The sequence below is a fragment of the Nocardia iowensis genome, assembly GCF_019222765.1.
Classification (GTDB): Bacteria; Actinomycetota; Actinomycetes; order Mycobacteriales; family Mycobacteriaceae; genus Nocardia; species Nocardia iowensis.
The window spans coordinates 4,798,717-4,821,100 of the sequence record NZ_CP078145.1 but is presented as its reverse complement, the minus strand read 5'-3'; the positions used below and the strand labels follow the sequence as shown (position 1 = coordinate 4,821,100).

The following is a 22,384-nucleotide window of genomic DNA, read 5'->3' as shown; positions in this document are numbered from 1 at the left end:
ACCACCGTGAGCTTTTCGTGGGCGCGAGCCAGCGCACGCTGCACTGGCCCACCGGCAAACGTGAGCACGTCGACGCCGTCTTCCGGCGGGATTCAGGCGGTGATGCCTGCGATGAGCTGGTCGCGGCTGTTCACGCCGGTCTTGCGGTAGATGGATTTGAAGTGGTCGTTCACGGTGTGCGGGGACAGTTGGAGGCGACGGGCGATCTGATTGATCGGCAGGCCGTCGAGGGCTTGTTCGACGATGGAGTGTTCTCGGGCGGTGAGGCCGTACCAGGTTGCGACGGCGGGCAGCAGTAGCGCCGTCGGCGCCGGTTGAATGGTGACCGCGATGTTCGTGGTGGGCGTGGTGTCGGCGGGTTGGGCGTGTACGGCGACCCAGCCGTTGGGCGTGGGAACGCGGCTCAATGCCGGTCCGGCTCGGCGTCGGGCCAGGTAGGTGATGTTCCAGATGATGCCGTGCAATTCCCCGCCGTCGACTTGGGCGCAATGTCGAGTCAGCTCGGCCAACCAGTCGTGCGCGGAGGGGGTGGCCATGGTGATCGAATCGTTGGCGTCGACGAGTAGGACCCCGGGCGGGAACTCGGTACGGGACGGTCGCAGTTCTTTCGCCCGGACGAACCGCTCGATCGCGGCGGCAACGGCAGGCACGAGACGCTGTGCGCACGTTTCCTCCGCGACCGAGAACGACCGACGGCCGAGTTCCCGAACCAGGACCAGCGCGCCCCAGGCGATTCCCCGGGCGGTCAGTGCGATCCGCATCTCGCTGCAGAAGCCCTCGGGAACCATGACTTCGTGCACCCGGATGCTGTGCCGGGATTCGGCTGAGTCGACGCTGGTGACCCCGACCTGCGACGGGCCGGTCACCAACTGTGCGAACGGCTGAACATCCAGGCCGAAGGTGTCGGCTCGTTCGAGCAGGCGCGCGACCTCGGTGCGGTACCCGTGTTCCTTCGCGTGCAGACAGCCCGCTCCGGACAGTGGATCCAGCCCGACGAGCATGTAGCCGTCGTGGGGTACCACCCGGCTCAGGTGACGCGAGATCTCGGTACCCAATTCGGCGACGGTCAGCGCCTCCGCACCGACCTCGGGCAACGTGCGACACAACGACTCCACCCCGGTCACCGAACCAGTATTGCGCGAAACGCGGATGTGCCGTTGGGCAATCCCTTGATCTGGGGATGTCGGTGGCCCGGTCGCCCGGCCGACGATGAAAACGGTCGAACGCGAAAAAGCGGCGAAGTTCCAGAGCGCCTCGACCGGGGGAGTGATCGGGCGGAAAGCAAGGAGTTGACATGGCAGGCAGCCGCGCGGGTGCCTACAAAAAGCTGGGTGGCGCCACCACGAGATCTGACGTGAGACATCCCGGTGACAAGGGACGATCCGATGACCGCGGAAACCGAGTTGCCGCATCGGAACTGGCCAGGAGATGACTTGGTAAGCCCTGGCGCGGCGACCCATCGGCGGAGTAATCCACCGATGGGGTCGGTTGCGGGGGCGGCAGCTCAGCGTGCCGGGAAGCGAATGATCCGATCGTCGCCGGTGCGGACGTTGCCGCGGCCGTCGGTGTTGGATGTCGTGACCCACAGTGCACCGTCCGGAGCTACTTCCGCGGTGCGCAGTCGGCCGTATCGGTTGAGTAGCTTGGCTTCTGGCCTGCCGAGGGTGCCGTCGTCGCGCTGGGGAATCGTCCACAGTCGCTCGCCCCGCAATGCCGCGACGTAGAGCGTGTTCGCGGTGATGGCGAGGCCGGACGGGGACGCCTCCCTGGTCGACCAGGTGACCAGCGGGTTGGTGAAGCGGCCGTTCTGGGTGTCACCCTTGCCTTCGACAATGGGCCAGCCGTAATTGCGTTTGGGTTCGATCAGATTGATCTCGTCGTAGGTGTTCTGGCCGAATTCGGTCGCGTAGAGGCGTCCCATCCGATCCCATGCCAGGCCCTGCACATTGCGGTGGCCGAGGCTGTAGACCGGCGAATTGGCGGTGGGATTGCCAGGCGCGGGCTTGCCGTCGGGGGTCAATCGGAGAATCTTGCCGTTGGGACTTGCCGGGTCCTGCGACCGGTTCGACTGCGCCGCGTCGCCGGTGCCGACATACAGCATGCCGTCGGGCCCGAATGCGATTCTGCCGCCATTGTGAATGTTGGCCTTCGCGATTCCTCGGAAAATCACTTCCGGCTGTCCGTCGAGCCGGAAGCGCACGATCCGATTGTCGCTGCTACTGGTGAAATAGGCGTAGACGTAACCGTTTTCGGCGTACTTCGGCGACACCGCGACCCCGAGCAGTCCGCCTTCACCCCGTGCGACCACGCCCGGCACGCGATACGCCTGCTCGGGTTTGGCGCCGGGTGCGACCCGCAAGATCACGCCGGTATCGCGCTGGGCTACCAGCGCACCACCAGTCGGTAGGTAGGCCAGGCCCCACGGCACATCTATATCGCGCGCAACCTCTTCCGGGGCATTGAGGTCGGGCACGCCGGCCGCCGCGATCTGCTCCGCGAAGGAACTGGGTAGGGCGGTGAAAAATGTTGCTACTAAAGCGATCACAACCGTGCTGGCGTAGCGTACAGCACTTCGAAGTGTCGAAGTCATGCCCAAGTAGAACCACAACAGCATGGTCATCTCGACTGGCGAACAACTGGGGACAGTAATGGCCGTGCGGAGTCTTACGCTCGTGAAGCCCCCTCCCAATCCGAGCAGCAATCGGAGGCATTCGCATGCAGATCATCGGAATGATTCGGACTGTCGAAAAGGCCAAGAAGACCTGGCGCCGACCTGATTTCGTCTTCTTCGACACCGCCTTCGAAGTCACCGCCTACGCCGGCCGCGGCTGACTCGTGCCGACGGCGAAGGACCTACGCGGATAGGACAATTCATGGTCCGTGACACCGAGACGCCTTGGAGCGCAGCTGAATTCCAGGAAGCGCTCCGGGCGCTCGAGCCCAGGTACTGGGATCGGCATCCGTTCCACGAGCGGCTGCACGACGGGCGGCTCGACAAGGAGGAACTGCGGTTGTGGGCGGCCAACCGCTGGTACTACCAGCGCAGCCTGCCACAGAAGGACGCCGCGATCATCGCCAACTGCCCACTACCGGAGGTGCGCCGTCAGTGGCTGCCGCGGATCGTGTATCACGATGGAGCGGACGGCTTCTCGGGCGGTGCGGAGAAGTGGCTGCGCTTGGCCGAGGCGGTCGGCCTCGGGCGGGCCGAGGTGGTTTCGGAGCGTCTCGTCTTGCCCGGGGTCCGGTTCGCCGTGGATGCCTACCTCGATTTCGCTCGGCGTCGCCCGTGGCTGGAGGCGGCGGCGTCCGGGCTGACCGAGCTCTTCTCACCGGACCTGTTGGCCTATCGGCTCGGCCGGATGCGCCAGCACTATCCGTGGATCGCGGAGGAGGGTTTCGCGTACTTCACCGCGCGCATCGATGTTGTGCAGGCGGAGGGCCGCTCACTGCTGGATCTGGTGGTCCGGCACGCCACCACGGGCGCGCAGCAGCAGGCCTGCGTCGCGGCGCTCGCCTTCAAATGCGAGGTGCTACGCGCCGTGCTGGATGCCCTCGACTATCACACGGGTGCGGGGAGGAACGGCTGATGGCCGGGCCGGTGCCGCGGTTACGCCCCGGAGTCCGGTTGGCCCGCGATCCGGCGCACGGCGAGCTGGCCCTGTTACCCGAAGGAGTGGTCGTCCTCAACGACACCGCCGCCGCGGTGCTGGCACTCTGCGACGGCTCGTCGAGCATCGATACCATCGCGGCGCGGCTCGGCGAGACGTACGAGGGCGTCCGCGCTCAGGACATCGCCGAGTTGCTGGACCGGCTCGCCCAGCGGCGGGTGGTGGCTCTAGGTGACTGAAACACCTGTCGAGGCACCGCTGGGAATGTTGATCGAGCTGACCCATCGTTGCCCGCTGCACTGTCCCTACTGCTCCAACCCCGTTGAACTCGTCTCGCGCGCAAGGGAACTGACCGGTGCGCAGTGGATCGACGTGCTCACTCAGGCTCGCGAACTCGGGGTGGTGCAGATGCACTTCTCCGGCGGCGAGCCGCTGGCCCGTTCGGATCTGCCCGAGTTGATCGCGCACGCCCGGCAATTGGGTGCCTACGTCAACCTGGTGACCAGCGGCGTCGGTCTGACCGTCGAGCGGGCTCGACTGCTTGCGGAGCGCGGCGTCGACCACATTCAGCTCTCCATGCAGGACGCGGATTCGCGAAACGCGGACCTGATCGCGGGGGCGCGCGTGCACGCCGTCAAACTGCGTGCGGCCGAGGCGATTACGGCTGCGGGCTTGCCGCTCACCGTGAACGTTGTGCTACATCGGACCAACATCGATCGGGTCGAGCGGATCGTCGATCTCGCCGTCGGTCTCGGCGCTGATCGAGTCGAGCTGGCCAACACCCAGTACTACGGCTGGGGACTGCGCAACCGCGCCGCGCTGCTGCCCACCGCGGTACAGCTCGACGCCGCACGGGAGGCTGTGCAGCGTGCCAGGGTGAAATACGCGGACGGCCCCGAGTTGGTCTATGTGGTGGCGGATTACTTCGCCGATCGGCCGAAACCATGCATGGACGGCTGGGGCAGGCTCCAACTGACGGTCACCCCCGAGGGAAATGTCCTGCCCTGCCCGGCGGCATCGGCCATCACCACGCTGCCGGTGGAGAACGTGCTGCTTCGCCCGCTGGCCGAGATCTGGTATTTGTCAAAGACATTCAACGCCTACCGGGGCACCGCCTGGATGCGCGAACCGTGCCGCTCCTGCCCCGAACGCTTCACCGACTTCGGCGGCTGCCGTTGCCAGGCATTCCAATTCACCGGAGACGCCGCGGCCACCGACCCGGCGTGCGGTCTCTCCCCGCACCGGCCGCTGGTGGACGCCGCGCTGACCGAGACAGCGGAACCGGCCTTCACCATGCGGGCGCAGGCGGCTCCGTGAAGCTGATTTTGCTCGGTACCGCCGCCGGAGGTGGTTTCCCGCAATGGAACTGTGCCTGCGCACTCTGTCTCGGCGCCCGCCGCGGCGCATTGCCGCCGCGCAGCCAGGAATGCGTCGCCATCAGCGGCAATTCGCGCGACTGGTGGCTGCTCAACGCCTCACCGGACATTCGTGCGCAGCTGCTCGCCACGCCGGATCTGCGGCCCGGTCCAGGACCGCGGGACACGCCCGTGCGCGGCGTGCTGCTCACCGATGGCGAGGTGGACCACACGCTCGGCCTCACCACCATGCGCGGGGCCCGCGGTCTGACTGTCTACGCTCCGCCGCCGGTGCTGGGCGCGCTCGGCGCGGGCCTGCCGTTACGCGGACTGCTCGACCGCTACGGACCGTGGACCTGGCGCGACAGCACCGTGCCGGGCGGCTTCGAACTGGCCGGTGGGCTCCGCGTCGTCGCGCAACCGGTGAGCGCCAAGGCACCGAAGTACGTCACCGCGGCATCGATCGACGACCACTGGGTGACCGCCTTCCGGATCGAGGACCTGGCCACCGGCAGTGCGCTGGTGTACGCCCCTTGCTTGGCAAGTTGGCCGAACGGCCTGGACGAGTTACTGGGCTCAGCAGGTTGCGCGCTGGTGGATGGCACTTTCTTCAGCGCGAAAGAACTGGGCTCGGCCGTGCGATCACCGGATTCGGACGCGGGGCAATCCCTCATGGGCCACCTGCCCGTGGCCGGGCCAGGCGGCACGCTCGCTGCCCTAGCTCGCCACCCTGGACTGCGCCGAATCTATACCCACCTCAACAACACCAACCCGCTGCTCGACCCGTCGTCGAGCGCGCGGGCGCTGGTTGCGCAAGCAGGTGTAGAGATTCTGGCCGATGGCACCGAATTCACCGTCTGAGGGAGATTCGGGCGGCACTCGTCTTCACCACCACGGTGTGAGCGCACCGATTTGACGTCCGAGTTCGGGGGCGAGGGTGCGGGCGTAGCTGGCGGTGAGGTGGTGTTCGTCGCGGTAGATGAGGACGTTGCCTTCGGCGACTCGGCAGCGGTCGGGACGACACACGGCGTCGGACAGGTCGAGCGGAAAGACGTTGGGGTAGACCGCCGCTGGTTGTTCGGCGGGATTGTGCGGGTCGAGTGCGGTGGCCCGGTCGATACCGCAGCTCTCGGGACTTCCGCGCTGGGCAAGGCAGTCCACCGCGCGGTAGAGCACACCGTCGCGGCGCAGCCGTGGGGTGTCGCGCAGCGCGAGGACGTTGAGGCCGCGGTCGGACAGTGCGGTCCAGATGTCGAGATATTCCGGCGGCACCTCGTCGCCGTCGTCGTGCACCCGATTGCGGGTCGCGATGGTGAATACCCAGTCCGGACGCGATTCGGTGAGGCGGTCCAGGACTTGCACCGACCATTCCGAGCATTCCGGGAACGGCGTTTCGGCGTAGGAGGGTTGCTCGACCAGGGTCAGCGGGCAGCCTTCTTTGAGGAAGGTGACGATGCGGAAATTGTGTTCGCGGGCAAGAAGTTCGAAGGCGGGGATCCAGTGCTCGGAGTGGGAGCCGCCGACCAGCGCGATGGCGTGCGGAGCCGTCGGATCGCCATAGGTGCAGGTGCGTATCTCTCGGTTCGGGGTGATGCAGCCATCGGTCGTCGGCGGCGGTGAATCGGTCGGTCCTTCGAGGACGGTGGGCCGCATCGGTGCCGAGGGTGTGAAGGCTTGGTCGACAAGCGCCGCCGCCCCCGGGTATCGAACCGGATCGAGACCCTGCGGGTGCTGTGGTGGACCGACTTTCAGCACCGCTTGCCAGCCGAGCGCCGATACCAGCACGCCGACGCCGAGCGTCACAACCACGCCCGTAGCTCCGCGGTGCGGTAGCGGCGTCGGGACCGGAGTCGATGTCGAGCGCCGACGCAGCGGGGTTTCGATGAAACGCTGGGTGATCAACGCAAGGGCGAGCGAGACGCCGAGGACCAGGAGGCCGCCACCGATGCCGGGTGTCGGTTTGCCGTACTCGGCCAGGTAGAAGATCAGGACCGGCCAATGCCAGAGGTAGAGGGCATATCCCAGTGCGCCGAGTTCGGTGAACACGCGGGTGGCGAGCAGACGGTTGGCCCACGGCCGTTGCGGGACCGGGGTATTCATACCCGCCACGATCAACGCCACCGCCGCCGCGACGGGGTACAGCGCGGCCGGACCGGGGAATCGGGTTGCGCCGTCGATGAGCAGTCCGCAGGTGAGCACTCCGGTGAGTCCGAGGATCGCCAGTACCGTGCGCAGTGGCTTCGCGACCGCGATCCACGGCGCGGCGACCGCGAGGGCCGCGCCGATCAACAGTTCCCATGCCCGGGCGAAGCTGTCGTAGTAGGTCCACGTCTGGTGCTGGCCGGTTCCGTCGGCGGCGTACCAGAACGACACCGCCGTCAGTCCGGCCAGCACGGCGACCAGTCCGGGCCGGTGCAACGCCCGGCGCCCGATGCGCTGCGAGATCCAGGCGGCGATCGCGAGCAGGACCAGCATCGCGAGGTAGAACTGGCCTTGTACGGCCATCGACCACAGGTGTTGCAGCGGGCTGACCGACGGATCGGGCGCGAGATAGTCCAGCTCGGCGTAGGCCAGATGCCAATTCTGGTAGTAGAACGCGGCTGCCAGGGTCTGGTCCGCGATGTCGGCCCACTGGGTGTAGGGACGCAGTATCACCGTCGCGACGGCGACAGTAGCGAGTACCACCACCAGCGCGGGCAGCAGTCTGCGCGCGGTTCGCCGCACCACCTGCCATCCATCCACCCCACCGATGTCGGTGCGGCGCAACACCATTCCGGTGAAGAAGAACCCGGACAGCACCAAGAACACATCGACACCGCCGGACACCCGGCCCATCCAGATGTGGAATACGACTACCAGCGCGATCGCGATGCCGCGCAACCCGTCCAGATCGTGGCGGTATTCCGATACCGCCGGGAGCGGCGACAGGGGCGTGTCGTGCCGGTGCGGTGCGTCGGGGGTGCCACGCAACTGTTGGTCGACGGCATCCGGTGGCGGCACAGGCATGCCCCTCTCACGATCGGCTGGTACGGCATAAGCGGGGAGTAGCGGTGTATCAGCTGAACACGAAATAGCGCAGCCACAGATACGGCGCGGCAACCGCGATGGTGATCACGGTGACCACCGCGCCTTTGCGGGTGAACTCCCAGAATGACACCGGAGTGCCGGCTCGCGCGGCGATTCCGAGCATCACGACGTTGGCGCTGGCGCCGACGGCGGTGAGGTTGCCACCGAAGTCCGCGCCCAGCGTGAGCGACCACCACAGCGCGTCGGCGTGCACCGGGTTGTCGATGGTCTTGGTGAGATCGGCGACCAGCGGGCTCATCGTCGCCACATAGGGGATGTTGTCGATGATGCCCGACAGCAGCGCCGACACCACAAGGATCAGCATCACCGCGAGCAGTGCGTTTCCGTCGGTGGCGTCGGTGGCCCACTGCGCCATCGTCTTGACCACACCCGTTTTGACCAGGGCGCCGACCATGACGAACAGTCCGGCGAAGAACAGCAACGTCTCCCATTCGACTCCGGAGAGATAGTCCTCGGACTCGGTACCGGAGATGAGGATCAGCACACCGGCGCCGAGCAGGGCGACCACCGCCGGATCGACATGCAGTACCGAATGCCCGATGAACCCGGTGAACACCGCGAAAAGCACGACACCGCATTTGATCAGCAGTCGCGCATCCTGGATCGCCTCCCGTTCGTTGAGGGCCATCACATCGGCGACCCGCGCGGGGTCAGAATCGAACGAGCCACGGAACAGGATCGGCAGGATCAGGGTGAACACCGCGAGCTCGACCACCACGATCGGCGCCATGTGCACGAGGAAGTCGTTGAACGTCAACCCGCTTCGGCTGGCCACGATGATATTCGGCGGATCGCCGATCAGTGTTGCCGCGCCGCCGATGTTGGAGGCCAGCACCTCGGCGATGAGAAACGGCACCGGCCGGATCCCCAGCCGATCGCACACCAGTAAGGTGACCGGCGCGATCAACAGCACCGTGGTGACATTGTCGAGGAATGCCGAGGCGACGGCGGTGATCAGCGTCAGCAGGATCATGATCCGGACCGGAGATCCCTTGGCGCGCTTGGCCGCCCAGATCGCGGTGTATTCGAATACGCCGGTCTGGCGGAGTACCCCGACGATGATCATCATGCCGAACAGCAGCAGGATGACGTCCCAGTCGACGCCGGTGTCGTGGGAGAAGAACGCCTCCCCGGAGTCGAGCACACCGGCAGCCAGGACGATCGCGGCACCACCCAGGGCGGCCTTGGTCTTGTGAATCCGTTCGGTGGCGATCAACACATACGCGACCACGAACGAGATCAAGGCGATCGCGGTCATCGTCGGCCTCCCGCGAGGCCGTCGCCGGTCACATGTCGGCGAGCGCCACCTGCAACAGCCGAGACGCGGTGATCACGCCGACCATCTTCGTCCCGTCGACCACCGCGATCAGCGGCGAGCGGCTGCGGGCCATCAATGCGGCGACCTCCACGACGGTGTCGTCCGCGCGAGCGACCGGAAGTACCGACTTGGACTTCGGCGCCGGTTCCGGCAGTAGTTCGCCAACGGTCTTGCCGCGCAACGCATCCGCGATCCGGTCGGCCACCGACTCGGACAGCACGCCCGCCAGCGCGGGATCGTCCTGCACATACCGCGGTACCAGGAACCGCACCACCTGCGACGCGGGCAGCACCGCCCGCGGTGCCGAGCTGCCGTCGGTGACCACGATGCCGGGGAGCCGATGCTCGGCCAGCAACTTCGCCGCGGCCAGCGCATCGGACTCCATGGTGACCGACGGGTAGTCCTCGGCTATCTGTTTTGCCTGCACAACAGAACGATACGGCTCCCGAGACCCCCGACGCCGCACATCCACCCCGGTAGACGTCGACTGCCCGTATAGACATTGTCAAGGACACGCGCAGGCGCAAAATGGGCTCCCTATGCCGGACGGCCCGACCCGCACTCGCGGGCCGGGTTGCCGACCAGACTTCCCGGCGCACCACCCGTAAAGATGCCGTAAAGGGCGCACCGAAGGCAAACCCGGTAGCTCGGCGCAGCGCGCCCCGCCGCTACCCCGCCGTTTTGAGCTGGCCGGAGTAAGCGTCTACCTGCACCTCGTAGTCTTCGTCATTGGTGCCGGGGCTCTCGATATCGAACTCGTACTGCGCCGTGTTGTTCTTGCCCTCGATCTTCCACTTCTCGATACGGCCGGGACGGGCCTTCGAGGCGGTATCCATCGCCTGGCTCAACGGCACCGCGGAGTCGAGGTTGACGGCCTCCTTGGTGCGCTCGGTGCCCTGCTCGTCCGCATCCAAGGGCTCCTTTTTCTCGGCGACGATCGCGCCGGAGTCGGCGGAGACCTGTGCGGCATATTTCTCCGTATCCGACATCAGTTCGACCTTGTAGACGTAGATATTTTGGGCGTTGACACCCTCGCGCTCCAGTTCGATTTTCGTCACCGTGCCGTCGAAATTCTTTCGAGCGGTGCCGAGTGCGTCCTGAGCGCTCACCGGGAACGTATGGTGCGCGAGGTCGATCTGCGCGACGTTCGCACCGGTCGTCGGGGTGCTGTTTATCGTCGTTATGCCTGCGGTTGTGCTGGTCGTGCTCGTGTCCGTCGAGTCGTTGCCGCAGGACGCCGTTACTACCGCCGCCGCAACCACGAATGGCGTGATCATTGCCGCTCTCATCGCGTCTTCCTTTCCGTCCGAAATGGATTCAGCATGAACGTGAGGTGCAGGTGCAGCCTACTTTCGGCACGCCGCAACAGCGTGGCTATGCCCGGCGCGCGTGTCGGTAAACCACGCGTGCTGTTCGGGCGATGACCGCGGCCGAGCAGCGGTCGATTGCGATACCGGGGAGCCAGGGCGTTCAGCGGCCCGCAGTGGCAGCACGAGGACTATGTCCTGATCGCGATTCCGGCTCTCGGCGGGAACTTGCTCCTGCCCGGTTGGCAACGGGCAGGAGTGGGCAACTCAGGCGAGGCCGAGCAGGCCGGGTTCGGTAGCACGAGCACGCAGCGCCGCTGCCGGATCGCTGACCAGGCGTCGGGTGCGTAGGTCGAGCAGCCCGCTGACGCTGTTGACCTCGGCGACCAGGGTTCCGTCCGGCTTGCGCAGGACGTGTTCGACGCGGTGAGTTTTGCCGGTGCCCCAAATGAAGGCGCACGACACATCGACGTCGTCGTCGCCGCGCAGTTCGCTGTGGTAGCGCAGGGTGGTTTCGAGATTTATCGGACCGAGGCCGTCAGCCAGCAGCCGGGCGGGGGACAGCCCGGCCGCTTTGGCGCAGGCGAAGCGGGACTGGTCGGCGTATTGCATGTAGACGGTGTGGGCGACGTGGTGCTGGGTGTCGAGTTCGTAGCTGCGGACAGCAAATCGGATGGTGAACGGTTCGGTGCTCATCGTGCCTCCTGGGCATGGTGTCGTTGGGATTGGTTGGGGGATAGGTGAATTGGTGAGAATCGGCCGTCAGGCGGAGTACATGGCGTCGAATGTGTCGGCGTATTTGGCGTGTACGACCTGTCGCTTGAGCTTGCCGGTGGACGTCAGTTCTCCGCTCTGCGCGGCCCACCGCGCCGACAGCAACGACCAGGCCCTGACCTGCTGGAATGGGGCGAGCCGGGCATTGGCCGCCGCGACGGCCGACTCGACCTCGGCCAATACCGTCGGATGTTGGGCGAGCTCAACCGGGTCCGCACCGATCCCGCGGGCCGCCGCCCACGCTTGGGCTACCTCGATTTCCAGGGTGAGTATGGCGACAAGGTTCGGGCGTCGGTCGCCGAAGACCAGGGCGTGGCCGATCAGCGGGTGTGCCTTCAGCAGGTTCTCCACCAGCGCTGGTGCGATGTTCTTTCCATTGGCGGTGATGATGATTTCCTTCTTCCGGCCGACCAGGGACAGGAAGCCGTCGGCGTCGAATACGCCGATGTCGCCGGTATGCAACCAGCCGTCGTCGTCGATCAGTTCGGCTGTGGCCGTGGGCAATCCGAGATATCCGGGGGTGCACGCGGCACCCCGGACCTGGATCTCGCCATCTGCGGCGAGGCGCAGTTCGATGCCGGGCAGTGGTCGGCCGACCGTCCCCAGTTTGTAGGCGAGAGGGTTGTTTCCGGCGACCGCGCCGGTCATCTCGGTCATGCCGTAGACGTCGAGGATGAGCAGTCCCAAACCGGCGAAGAAACGGGATACCTCGATCGGCAGCGGGGCACCGGCGCTCATCGTGTACAGCACCCGGTCCAGCCCGATCTGGGCGCGCAGTTCCGCGAGTACCGATGCATCGGCGGCCGCGAACTCGTCGGCTAGTTCTGGTGCGGACGGATGGCCGTACTGGTGACTTTCCACGTAGGCCCGCCCCACTCGCATCGCGGCGGCGACCGCTTCGCTCTCCAGGCCGAGTCCGGCCTGGATGGTGGCCATCATCTGTTCCCAGTCCCGGGGCACGCCGCGGAAAATGTGCGGACGGGCCTCCCGCAGTACCGCGGGCAATTGTGCGAGGTCGGCGCAGAAATGCGTGTGGGAGCCGCGCACCACCGGCATGTAGAGGTTGAACATTCGGGCGGAGACGGCTGTGAACGGGATGTGGCAGACCTCGGTGCCGCGCGTAGCGGAGGCGGCCGCTGACGAGACGGCCTCCTGATACAGCGCCATCCGATGGGTGATGATCACGCCCTTCGGGTTTCCCGTGGTTCCCGAGGTGTAGAGGATGGTGAGCGTGTCGTCGGGGGCGAGCGCCTGCCAGCGGTCGTCGATCGCGGCGGTGCGCCGGTCCCGGCCTATTCGCAGCAACTCGTGCCAGCTGATGAACCGTTCCCCGGTGGGACATGCCGTTTCGTCGACCACCACGATCTTGCGAAGTCCTGGTAGTTCGGACAGCACCGGCAGCCATCGGTCGAGCTGTTCCTGACCGTCCAGGACGGCGAACTTCGCGGCGCAATCGCTTGCGACATAGGCGATCTGGTCGGCGGCGAGGGTGTCGTGGACCGTGCTGGGGACCCCACCCGCGTGCACTACCCCTAGATCGGCGATGACGTGTTCGGTGCGGATGCCCATGGCCAGGACCACCACGTCACCGGGCTCCATACCCAGCTCGGCAAACCCCGCGGCCACCTCGAGCACCTGCTGCCGGGTCTCACCCCACGTCATGGCCGACCCGTTCTGGGTGAATGCCGGAAGTTCGGGATGGTGCCGGGCCGTGTCGGCCAGCGCCTGGCAGATCGTCCTGCCCGCGATCGACCGCTCGAACCGTGCCCGCTCCGTTGCCGCACTCATGCTCGCGCCGCCGACTATCGATTGATTCCGCAACCTCATGGATGAGCAGCCTGCGGAGGTCGGGCGACGGATACCAAGTGCCTCGCGACACTGGTGTTGGCAACACCTGGCAACCGGTTCCGGGATGGTGGATCATGGGCGCGTGCCTGTGACCGTGTCTTCCTCCCGTCGGACCGAGCTCGCCTCGTTTCTGCGCAGCCGCAGGGACCGCATCACGCCCGCCGACGTCGGCATGCCGCCGGGGTTGCGGCGCCGGACGCCGGGTTTGCGGCGCGAGGAGGTCGCGTTGCTCTCCGGAATCGGTGTCACCTGGTACACGTGGCTGGAGCAAGGGCGGCCGATCAACGTCAGCGGGCGAGTCCTCGACGCCATCGCCGACACCTTGCAGCTCAGCGGCCCCGAACGCGACCACCTCTACCACCTGGCCGACGTACTGATCCCCGGGGTGGCGACCATCGCGGCCGGAATCACGCCCACTGTGCAGGCCATCCTCGACAGCATTTCCGGGTTTCCTGCCGCGGCGCTCAACAGTCGCTGGGATGTACTCGGCTGGAACACACCGTGCGCGGCGTTGTGGCCGCGGCTGACCGCGCCGGACAGCTCCCGTAACGTCCTATGGGAACTGTTCGTCACCCCCGAGTGCTGTCGGCGGTTCGTGAATCGGGATACCGGACTGCCGCACATGGTGGCTTCGTTCCGCGCGGCATTCGGCCAGCATCTCGACGACCCCGCGTGGACCGAACTGATCCGCCGACTCTCCGCCGCCAGCCCCGAGTTCGCCCAGATGTGGGCCACCCACGACGTGGCAACGCCACCGAGCTCGGTCATGACCTACCGGCACGCCGGGATCGGCGAACTCTCGTTCTCGCTCACCACCCTCGACCTCACCGCAACCCCCGAAACCCGCCTCACCATCTGGACCCCGGCCGATGACGAAAGCAAGCGCCGAATGGACTGGCTGCTAGCCAACCCAGACGCTCCCTCCGTGGACCACACGCACTAGTCCGGCACCCGGAAGGTCAACACTCACAGAGGTTCTGTGCACCTCACAGGGGCTAGCTGCGCTGTGCGCCGGGGAAGGCTCTGTGAGTGCTTCGGCGGACTAGTACTGGACGGTAATTCGGCGGGCGGGGCCGTCTATCCGGATCCGCCCACCGATGGGGAGGACGACTTGGGGGTCGGTGTGGCCGAAGTCGACGTCGAAGACGATCGTTGCGTGGGGCGCGTATTCGGCGAATGCGCGTAGCACCGCAGCCCGTTGGTCGGCGGTGTAGCGGGCTCGCTCCGCGTCGGACAATGGTTGCTCGAACGACCAGTTCTTCGCTCGCCCGATAAGCGCTGCGGAGAATTGGGCAAGTAGTCCCCGTTCGCCCATATTGCGCAGGACCCGGTAAACCTCGGTGGCACTGGGCATTTCCTCCGAGGTCTCGGCGACGAGCACGCAACCCGCGTAGGTCTCGGGCGGGCGTACCTCGCGGTCGGCCATCAACAGCCAGGACAGGATCTCCAGGCAGCCGCCCCAGGCCACGCCTTCGATTACGCCGGTGGGGTGGTGCCAGTGCCAGTCCTGCGCTGGTTCCATCTGCGGCACGGTGTCCAGTGCGCCGGGTTCGTCCCAGCGCCGCTGCTTGTGCCCGGTCTCGGCGCACGCGGTGAGTTCGTGTTCGCCCGAGGTGAACAGCGCTGCCCGCAGCGACGCGGCGGTCAGTGCGTGCATGGCGCCGGGGCGGCCGAACTCGACCATGATCGAGCCGCCGTGATAGCCGACGAGTCCGGTATTCCACAGGTAGGCAAGCAGATTCGTGTTGTCGCTGTAGCCGAAGAACGGTTTCGGGTTGGTCCGGATCAGCTCGCGGTCCAGGTGCGGGAGCACGGTGATCTGGTCCTCGCCGCCGATGCTCGCGATCACCGCGGCAATGTCCGGATCGGCGAATGCCGCGTGCAGGTCGGCCGCGCGTTGCGCGGGCGCGGTGTGCAATCGGCGGGTGGTCGGGTACTCGACGGGCTCGAGCTCGAATTCGCTACGCAGCCGCCGTAGGCCCAGTTCATAGGGTTCGGGAAAGACCTCGGCCAGCCCGCCGGACGGGGACACGATCGCCACCCGATCACCGGGAACCAACTTGCGCGGATAGAACCGTTCCTCCATGCTCCGATCATGTCGGACGCCGCTCCGGGTGCAACTGTCGAGGTGGTCGCGGGCCGAGTCAGAGTAGTGCCAGCACGACCATTCTTTGGGGCGGTAGCAGGCTGCTTGCCGCACAGCATTTTCCGTAGCTTGATGCCGTGTGGTTGAAACTTGGGGTGCTCGGAGTGGCGTTTTTGGCGGCGACGGCTTGCGGCGTGGACGATCCGGCCGATACGCGGGAAATGGGTCGGGAGCAGGTCACTGCGGCCTTGAACGATGCTGTGCGGCTGGGGTTTCCGGGCGCACAGGCGGTGGTCGCCGATAAAGGTCACAACTGGACGGTCGCCGCGGGTGCCGGTGATCTGGTCACCGGCGAGCCGTTCGCCGACGATGCCCGGGTCCGGATCGGTAGCAACACCAAGACATTCGTGGCGACGGTCATGCTGCAGTTGGTGGCCGAGGGCAAGGTCGAATTGGATGCGCCGGTGGAGCGGTATCTGCCGGGGGTCGTGCACGGTCCGGGTATCGACGGGAACCGGATCACGATCCGAAATCTATTGCAGCACACCAGCGGACTGCCCGAATACGCGGCGGAGTTCGGGGCCGTTCCCAAGCCGGGCCAAATCGGCTTCATGACCGAACAGGTGCGGTGGCAGACCGCGGATATGGCCGCGATCCTGCGGAATGCCCTGACCGCGCCCGCTGATTTCGAGCCCGGCGCGAGATGGGAGTACTCCAACACCAATTACGCCGTCGCCGGGATGGTGATCGAGGAGATCACCGGCGATTCGGTCGGCGCGGAGATCACTCATCGCATCATCGAGCCGCTCGGTTTGCGCGACACCTACTACCCGGCGCCTGACGAAATCGATATCCGCGGACCGCATCCCGTCGGTTACACCGAGATCGGCGGACAGCGGGTCGACTACACGAGCCAGAATGTGTCGGCGGCCGGTGCGGCGGGAGCGATGGTCGCTACCGGCGCGGACCTCAACCGGTTCTTCACCGCACTCCTGGACGGAAAACTGATTGCGCCCGCGCAGTTGGCGGAAATGAAGAGTGTCAGGTCGATCGCCGAGAACAGCGCAGTGGCATACGGACTCGGGTTGATGCGGATCGCGATGCCCTGCGGAACAGAAGTCTGGGGGCATACCGGTGGCATACCTGGGTCACTCACCAATGTCGGTGTGGTTCCGGCTACTGGGCGGGCCGTGACCATCGCGCTCAATCAAGACTTCACCGACAAGGAGCGTTCCCCCGCTGGAATGAATGCGCTCAGTGCCGCGGTCTGCCCGGCGCCCTAGGTCCACGCGAGCACGCCCAGGCGCGCATCTTGCTGTTGACAAGTTATATTCCACTGTGGAATGTTGTGAGCAGTCGGCGGTTCGCCGTCACCCTCCTGATCGAAAGAGTGGCCATGCCCACGATTCCCTGGACGACAGTCGCCACGCCCACTACGCCCGAGGTCACATGCATGGCGTCGCGGCTCGAGGTCAAGTCGCTGCCCCACGCGCCCGGCTTCCTGATCGCTGCACTGACGCTGTGGCGGCAGGCCCGTCGGTCGCCGGGAGTGCTGGGCGTCTCCTTGAAAGCAGAAATGTGGAAGGGCACATTCTGGACCTACTCGGCATGGACCGACAAGGCAGCCATCTACGCCTACGCAGGTGCTGAGCCGCATAGGTCAACTGTCGAGCGCAAGCGAAAGGTCATGCGGGAAGCCACTTTTGTCTTCTTCGACGCGCCCGTCGACGAGTTGCCCATGCCCTGGGACGAGATCCGTCGCCGGATCTCCCGGCAGCGTGCCTCAGCGCAATCGATACACAAGCCGTGACCGGCTTCGCGGCGGGACGAGGACATGTCAGCCGCGCCTCGACCGTGTCGATTGCCGTAAAGTTGCCGGGCGAGCTGTAGTTTGACGGCATGATGTCGCATGCCACCGGCACCGAGGTCACCGGCCGGGCCGGGGATCGGTCCGGTGACCACCATGGGCATGCCCGGCAAGAGGCGATCTATCGGCCCGGCGCCTTCGGCCGCAAACCCGCCGTACCGACCGACTTCACCGACCTCGAACGCGCCGCGATCCGACGCATGTCGAAGCGAGCCGTGGCCTACCTGGCCGGTGGCGCCGGCAACAGTGCCACCGTGGACAACAACCGGCGGGCATTGGATCGTTGGGCGATCGTGCCGCGCATGCTGCGCGACACCTCGCAGCGCAGCCTGAGAACCGAGCTGTTCGGCCGCGTGTTGCCCGCTCCGGTGTTGGTGGCTCCGGTCGGTGCGGGAGCGCTGGTGCACCGCAAGGCCGATGTGCATATCGGCGCTGCCGCCGCAGCCCTGGGAATCCCCTACATCTTTTCCAACCAGGGTTCGGCGCCAATGGAGCAGACCGCCGCCGAGATGGACCGGGTCGCGGCGAAAAACGGCGGTGTCAGCGCGCCGCGCTGGTTCCAGCTCTACTACTCCACCGATGAAGCGCTCGTCTACAGCTTGATCGGCCGGGCCGAAGCCATTGGTGCCGAAGCACTGGTCGTGACCCTTGACACCACCCAATTGGGTTGGCGGCCCCAGGATCTCAATATCGGGAGTCTGCCGTTCAGCCAGGCGGTGGGCATCGACCAGTACACCTCCGATCCTCGATTCGCCGAGATGGTGGACGAACATCTAGCCGCAGCGAAACGTAGCGGCGAACGGCCGAAGACCGAGGTGACCCTCGGCGGATTGCGCACGCTGCTGGCGATGTCGCGCAACATGCCGGGAAAGTTCTTGCGCAACCTCGTCTCACCGATACCACGGGCCGCCGTGGAAACCTTCCTGGCAACTTACTCGCGTCCGTCCCTGAATTGGCAAGACGTCACCGCCTTGCGTACGCGAACCAAGCTGCCGATCCTGGTCAAAGGAATCCAGCACCCCGACGATGCCCGCAAGGCGGTCGATCTTGGCATCGACGGCATCGTGGTCTCCAACCACGGTGGCCGCCAGGTCGACGGGGGAATCGGGGCGGCTGATGCGCTGGTCGATGTCGTTGGCGCGGTCGGCGACCGAACGAAAATCGTCTTCGACTCGGGAATCCGGGGTGGCGCAGACATTTTCAAAGCGCTGTCGCTCGGTGCGGACGCGGTAGCTATCGGCCGCCCACACATGTACGGCTTGGCTCTGGCGGGCCGCCGCGGCGTCCAGGAGGTGCTGGAGAACTTCGTTGCCGAACTCGACCTGACATTGGGCCTGTCCGGCTTCAATTCTCCCGCCGAGCTCTCGCCGGAGGCGTTGCAGCGAATCCGATAACTCGGTTTCCCCGACGACCGGCCCGGGCTACAGAATGCAATCTCTGCACGATCAGCCGGGGAGCTGACGGTAGAGCCGGGCGAGTTCTTCGGCCGTGGTGCGGGCCGGGGCGCACCCGTTGAGGGCTCGGATCGTGATGATCTCGGAGTATCCGGCGTCCGCGCGCCCGGTAGGTGCGCCGGGTTCGATGACAGGTGGCTGCGGAGCGGTCGAGAGGCTGATCTCGCAGGTTCCCGCGGCCAAGTGGTCCCCGGGGGTGGGGTCCTCGGTGGCGCGGAGCCCGCCGATCGTGGTCTCCTTGCGGGTGCCCTTCGCCGTCATGTGTGCGGCGTCGGATTCGAACATGTAGCGGACAATCTGGGCCGTGGAGCCGTCGTCGGGGTTGAGCAGAAATTCGCATTTCCACGGGTCCACATAGGGGTCGGCGTCCGGGGATGCCAGAGCTGGTCGGTGCCCTTGTGCGATGGTGCCGAGTACGGAACACGGGTCGAGCGTGGCCAGGCGTGAGTTGATGTGTGCGCGTTGAGATGTCGCCCGTAGTGGGCGTTCGAGACGGTGCGGAACAGTCGCCCTGGCGAGGTCCAGCGCCGTCGCGCACAGGTCGCCTTTCGGTTCGTCTGCCCTGGCGTCGGGATCGGCGTAAGCGCTCAAAACGATGTCCGAGCGGTCGTCGACGGGAATGCCCGCCCTGCAGAACTCTCCCGGCTTCGCAGAAGGGATGGTCCATGCCTTGACCTCCCCGACCTGGTGTGTCGCGTCCGCTGACCCCGATCGCATCATGGCGGCGCTGATCGAGCCGATACCCGGTACCGCGCTCGGGGATGCGAAGCGCACTGTGCACCAGCTGAAAATGGATTCCGCGCCGATGTAGGTCGGTGTCCCGATCCGGCGTATCGCCGCATCGTCGAGATAGCCGCATGGATCCAGTGTGCGCAGGGTGTCGCGGTAGGCGATCGTCGCTTTGTCCTCCGCCGACAGGAACTCCGGATACGCAGGTTGTTCAGCCTGCGTAGTCGAGTTCGGCTGGGTGGACGAACAGGACGACGCGGCGACGACAACCGAAAACAGAACCGCGGCAGCGGCGCTCACCTTCTTCACATCGGCGGATCATACGGTCCCTTCGCCGCATTCGCCCGTTCTGGTAATCACAAACCGATCATCGGCTGATCACTCCGAGACGTAACCGCCCGCGCAGCCGCTCCGGGACCACACCTCGGTCTCGGAGCGGCTGCCTGATGGAGGGAGCTAGGGCTTGGCGGTGGCTCTCCGGCGGACGGTGCGCTCGAGGATTCCGAGCGTGGCCTTGAGGGCGGACGCGGGGACCACGGGGAAGGTGATGCGCTTCTTCCACTCCTCGTCCACTTCCGACCAGTCGTAGTAAGACGTGACGAGGGTGCCGTCTTCGGTCGGCTCCAGTCGATAGCCGTAGATGTGGCGGGCATGCGGCCGGATTCGGCCCTCGACGGTCCAGGCGATTTCCTTGTCCGGGATGAGTTCGGTGATGACAACCTCGACGTCGTACTTGCCAAGGGGAACATCCCCGAGGGCTTCCCGGTCCATGTGGACCAGGAACCGGTCGCCGGGCCGCCCGACGGGTTCTCCTTCTGCGTCGATGAGCATTCCCGACGCGTCGATGTCCACGTGGCCCTTCGGGTCGATCAGTACCGCGAAAATGGCATCGGCGGGGGCGGGGATGAGTCGGGAAACCTCGATCCGTTCGGGGTCCTCGCGCGGCGTTTCCGCCGTGGCGGTGAGCACCGCGCGGCCGAGGATGTGACCGGCCATGGTGAAACCGAGAACGGCCGGCGTGGCGTCGGCCGGGACGCCGATGGACTCGACATCGAGGGCGTGCACCACGACGAAGTAGCGGTGCGAGCCGTGCCCGGCCGGCGGTGCCGCACCGAGGAAGCGGGCTGCGCGGGCGTCGTTGGGCAGTTGGAAGGCGCCTTCGGGCAGGCCCGAGCCGGTGTCGTCGCCCGCGCCCTCGGGAAGTTCGGTGACGGTGGCGGGGATGTCGGCGACCGCCCAATGCCAGAACCCGGACCCGGTGGGGGCGTCGGGATCGTAGACGGTGACGGCGTAGCTCTTGGTGCCTTCCGGGGCGCCGCTCCAGGACAGCTGCGGGGAGACGTCCTTCCCGCCGGGGACGCTGGCGGAGAACTGTTCGGGCGGCCAGGCGGCGCCGTCGGTGACGGTGGCGCTGGTGACAGTGAAGGTTGCCGCCTCGGGAAGGCGGGCGAAGGGGTCATTGGCGCTCATCGCGTCGTTCCTTTCAGGCCGTGCTGTGCAGTGGCGGTGCGGCCCAGGGCCCGCTTCGGGCGACGCCCTCACCGCTGAATCGACCATAACACAGATAATCGATTATTGGATGGATCGTCTATGATGGCCACCATGACCCGGACGGCCCCCGCCTCGACCTCGTCGGAGAAGCAGATGCTCACCGAGCAGATCTACACACATCTGAGGAACGCGATCATGCGCGGCGACTACGCCCCCGGTGACGCGCTCAAGCCCCAGGACCTCGCGAAGGAACAGGGCGTGAGCTTGGCCGTCGTACGCGAGGCGCTGGTGCGCGTGGTCGGCGAGGGCTTGGCCGACCGGCTGCCCAACCGCGGCTTCGCCGTTCCGGCTTATTCCGCTCGCCGCTGGCAGGAGATCGCGGAGGCGCGCCGGACCGTCGAACCGGTCCTGCTGCGCATGTCGATCGAGCGCGGTGACGTCGAATGGGAGGCCCGGGTACGAGCGGCCCACCACCGGCTGGCCCGCACCCCGGCGTTCGTGCCGGGGGAGGGCGAGTACTACAGCGACGCATGGTCCGAGGCGCACCGTGTCTTCCACCGCACCCTGCTGGAGGGCTGTGGCAACCCGTTCCTGCTGGAGACCTTCGACCGGATGTGGACCGCGAGCGAGCTGGCGCGCCGCTGGTCGGCAGTCCGCAATCCCGACCGGGACGGTGCCGACGAGCACCGCAGGCTGGAGGAGGCCGCGCTGGCTCGCGACGCCGATACCGCGGCGGAGACCTTGACTCGGCACCTCACCCTGACGGCGGCCGCACTGGCCGACCGGGTTCCGCACGAACCCGCGCGAGAAGCCTGATCTGTCCGGAGAATTCGGTCGGAGTGCTGGCGACCGGGGCGCTAGAGCTGATCGGGACGACTATCGGTCAACGATCGGTCGGCGGCTGTCGTAACGATGCGTCGAGATTCCGCATCAGCTCTCCCACCCGGCCGCGACCACCCGGCGCGTTGGGGTAACGCGTCAGGACGCTCAACACGGATGGGCTGGCCAAACCCTTTGCCCTTTCGAGGTATTCGACGCCGATGTCGGGGTCGTCGTCGTCATCGAGCTCGAATGCGCGAGCCGTATAGGCGGCCGGTCCCAGGATGTGCAAGACCTGAGTCGCTTTCGCCAGCGGGTGCAGGAACGCCGCACTGGCCGCGGCAACGGACGCGCGCGCAGCATCGCTCGCCGCGGCCTGTCCGCTATCGCGTGCGTCCTGATACGCCCGCTGCGCCGCCCACGCGCTGTCCCGGATCGCCTTGGTCCGCTTGCCTCCCTCCGCGAACACCCGCGCGGCGTCGATCGCGGCTCGTGGCCGCTGATCGTCTGGACGTGCACGTTCGAAGATCTCCAAGGCGGGCTCCGCGCAGGCCACGGCATAGCGCGCGATCTCGCGCAGCTCGTCCATGCTGAGTTCGATTGTCGGATCCCCGTCTGCCGCATTCATAAACTTCGACAGT

21 protein-coding genes and 1 pseudogene are annotated in these 22,384 nt (G+C 66.3%); 10 read left to right on the top strand and 12 right to left on the bottom strand.

Features of this window, described 5'->3' with window-relative positions; genetic code table 11:
* Positions 1 to 92: 92 nt before the first annotated feature.
* A complete protein-coding gene (locus tag KV110_RS22355) occupies positions 93 to 1,124 on the bottom strand; it encodes a helix-turn-helix transcriptional regulator (RefSeq protein ID WP_218469231.1) in 1,032 nt (343 codons plus the stop codon).
* Positions 1,125 to 1,504: 380 nt separating this feature from the next.
* Positions 1,505 to 2,545, bottom strand: a complete 1,041-nt coding sequence (locus tag KV110_RS22350; protein ID WP_246633912.1) for a PQQ-dependent sugar dehydrogenase — start codon at positions 2,543 to 2,545, stop codon at positions 1,505 to 1,507.
* A gap of 170 nt (positions 2,546 to 2,715) precedes the next feature.
* On the opposite strand from KV110_RS22350, the gene pqqA reads away from it, so the two are divergent.
* From pqqA to pqqB, 5 genes are read left to right on the top strand one after another with little or no spacing between them, the layout of a single operon-like run.
* On the top strand, positions 2,716 to 2,832 hold the full coding sequence (pqqA, locus tag KV110_RS22345; RefSeq protein ID WP_218469229.1) for a pyrroloquinoline quinone precursor peptide PqqA: 117 nt from the start codon (positions 2,716 to 2,718) through the stop codon (positions 2,830 to 2,832).
* A 41-nt stretch (positions 2,833 to 2,873) separates the two neighbouring features.
* Complete coding sequence (gene pqqC / locus KV110_RS22340; protein ID WP_218469228.1) at positions 2,874 to 3,587, top strand: pyrroloquinoline-quinone synthase PqqC; 714 nt, start codon at positions 2,874 to 2,876, stop codon at positions 3,585 to 3,587.
* Positions 3,587 to 3,847 carry a pyrroloquinoline quinone biosynthesis peptide chaperone PqqD gene (pqqD, locus tag KV110_RS22335; protein WP_218469227.1) on the top strand — a complete coding sequence of 87 codons (261 nt, stop codon included), beginning with the start codon at positions 3,587 to 3,589 and terminating at the stop codon, positions 3,845 to 3,847. Before pqqC ends, pqqD begins: the two co-directional genes overlap by 1 nt.
* Entirely contained in the window at positions 3,840 to 4,925 is a 1,086-nt protein-coding gene (gene pqqE, locus KV110_RS22330) for a pyrroloquinoline quinone biosynthesis protein PqqE (protein ID WP_218469226.1), read from the top strand. Before pqqD ends, pqqE begins: the two co-directional genes overlap by 8 nt.
* On the top strand, positions 4,922 to 5,824 hold the full coding sequence (gene pqqB / locus KV110_RS22325; protein WP_218469225.1) for a pyrroloquinoline quinone biosynthesis protein PqqB: 903 nt from the start codon (positions 4,922 to 4,924) through the stop codon (positions 5,822 to 5,824). The genes pqqE and pqqB overlap by 4 nt, the downstream gene beginning before the upstream one ends.
* 24 nt (positions 5,825 to 5,848) lie before the next feature.
* Here pqqB and KV110_RS22320 read toward each other — a convergent pair whose 3' ends face one another.
* The 6 genes from KV110_RS22320 to KV110_RS22295 form a co-directional block, all read right to left on the bottom strand.
* Positions 5,849 to 7,969 (bottom strand): acyltransferase family protein, encoded by a 2,121-nt coding sequence (locus KV110_RS22320; RefSeq protein ID WP_218469224.1) that lies wholly within the window; start codon positions 7,967 to 7,969, stop codon positions 5,849 to 5,851.
* A 49-nt stretch (positions 7,970 to 8,018) separates the two neighbouring features.
* Positions 8,019 to 9,308 (bottom strand): ArsB/NhaD family transporter, encoded by a 1,290-nt coding sequence (locus KV110_RS22315; protein ID WP_218469223.1) that lies wholly within the window; start codon positions 9,306 to 9,308, stop codon positions 8,019 to 8,021.
* Positions 9,309 to 9,336: 28 nt separating this feature from the next.
* Positions 9,337 to 9,795 carry a CBS domain-containing protein gene (locus KV110_RS22310; protein WP_218469222.1) on the bottom strand — a complete coding sequence of 153 codons (459 nt, stop codon included), beginning with the start codon at positions 9,793 to 9,795 and terminating at the stop codon, positions 9,337 to 9,339.
* Positions 9,796 to 10,036: 241 nt separating this feature from the next.
* Positions 10,037 to 10,630, bottom strand: coding sequence for a PepSY domain-containing protein (locus KV110_RS22305; protein ID WP_218469221.1), 594 nt, complete (start codon positions 10,628 to 10,630; stop codon positions 10,037 to 10,039).
* A gap of 312 nt (positions 10,631 to 10,942) precedes the next feature.
* The gene (locus KV110_RS22300; RefSeq protein ID WP_218469220.1) at positions 10,943 to 11,371 is read right to left on the bottom strand and encodes an acyl-CoA thioesterase; all 429 of its coding nucleotides are present in this window, start codon (positions 11,369 to 11,371) and stop codon (positions 10,943 to 10,945) included.
* Between the two features lie 66 nt (positions 11,372 to 11,437).
* On the bottom strand, positions 11,438 to 13,237 hold the full coding sequence (locus KV110_RS22295; protein WP_218469219.1) for an AMP-dependent synthetase/ligase: 1,800 nt from the start codon (positions 13,235 to 13,237) through the stop codon (positions 11,438 to 11,440).
* 142 nt (positions 13,238 to 13,379) lie between these two features.
* Here KV110_RS22295 and KV110_RS22290 point away from each other — a divergent pair, with 142 nt between their 5' ends.
* Positions 13,380 to 14,240, top strand: coding sequence for a helix-turn-helix transcriptional regulator (locus KV110_RS22290; protein ID WP_218469218.1), 861 nt, complete (start codon positions 13,380 to 13,382; stop codon positions 14,238 to 14,240).
* 99 nt (positions 14,241 to 14,339) lie between these two features.
* Here the strand turns inward: KV110_RS22290 and KV110_RS22285 are convergent, their stop codons facing one another.
* The gene (locus tag KV110_RS22285; protein ID WP_218469217.1) at positions 14,340 to 15,383 is read right to left on the bottom strand and encodes a S66 peptidase family protein; all 1,044 of its coding nucleotides are present in this window, start codon (positions 15,381 to 15,383) and stop codon (positions 14,340 to 14,342) included.
* Positions 15,384 to 15,520: 137 nt separating this feature from the next.
* On the opposite strand from KV110_RS22285, the gene KV110_RS22280 reads away from it, so the two are divergent.
* The 3 genes from KV110_RS22280 to KV110_RS22270 all read left to right on the top strand — a co-directional run bounded on the left by KV110_RS22280 (position 15,521) and on the right by KV110_RS22270 (position 18,644).
* Positions 15,521 to 16,666 carry a serine hydrolase domain-containing protein gene (locus KV110_RS22280; protein WP_218469216.1) on the top strand — a complete coding sequence of 382 codons (1,146 nt, stop codon included), beginning with the start codon at positions 15,521 to 15,523 and terminating at the stop codon, positions 16,664 to 16,666.
* A gap of 113 nt (positions 16,667 to 16,779) precedes the next feature.
* Positions 16,780 to 17,193, top strand: a complete 414-nt coding sequence (locus KV110_RS22275; RefSeq protein WP_218469215.1) for a hypothetical protein — start codon at positions 16,780 to 16,782, stop codon at positions 17,191 to 17,193.
* A gap of 89 nt (positions 17,194 to 17,282) precedes the next feature.
* A complete protein-coding gene (locus KV110_RS22270; RefSeq protein WP_246633911.1) occupies positions 17,283 to 18,644 on the top strand; it encodes an alpha-hydroxy-acid oxidizing protein in 1,362 nt (453 codons plus the stop codon).
* A 51-nt stretch (positions 18,645 to 18,695) separates the two neighbouring features.
* Here the strand turns inward: KV110_RS22270 and KV110_RS22265 are convergent, their stop codons facing one another.
* Together KV110_RS22265 and KV110_RS22255 are read right to left on the bottom strand one after the other, a co-directional pair.
* Positions 18,696 to 19,742 carry a DUF3558 domain-containing protein gene (locus KV110_RS22265; protein WP_218469214.1) on the bottom strand — a complete coding sequence of 349 codons (1,047 nt, stop codon included), beginning with the start codon at positions 19,740 to 19,742 and terminating at the stop codon, positions 18,696 to 18,698.
* 624 nt (positions 19,743 to 20,366) lie between these two features.
* Positions 20,367 to 20,903 (bottom strand): annotated as a pseudogene (locus KV110_RS22255) (YbhB/YbcL family Raf kinase inhibitor-like protein); the annotation flags it as partial.
* A gap of 132 nt (positions 20,904 to 21,035) precedes the next feature.
* On the opposite strand from KV110_RS22255, the gene KV110_RS22250 reads away from it, so the two are divergent.
* Complete coding sequence (locus KV110_RS22250) at positions 21,036 to 21,740, top strand: GntR family transcriptional regulator (RefSeq protein ID WP_218469213.1); 705 nt, start codon at positions 21,036 to 21,038, stop codon at positions 21,738 to 21,740.
* Between the two features lie 67 nt (positions 21,741 to 21,807).
* Here the strand turns inward: KV110_RS22250 and KV110_RS22245 are convergent, their stop codons facing one another.
* Positions 21,808 to 22,371 carry a putative immunity protein gene (locus KV110_RS22245; protein WP_218469212.1) on the bottom strand — a complete coding sequence of 188 codons (564 nt, stop codon included), beginning with the start codon at positions 22,369 to 22,371 and terminating at the stop codon, positions 21,808 to 21,810.
* Between the last annotated feature and the right edge of the window lie 13 nt (positions 22,372 to 22,384).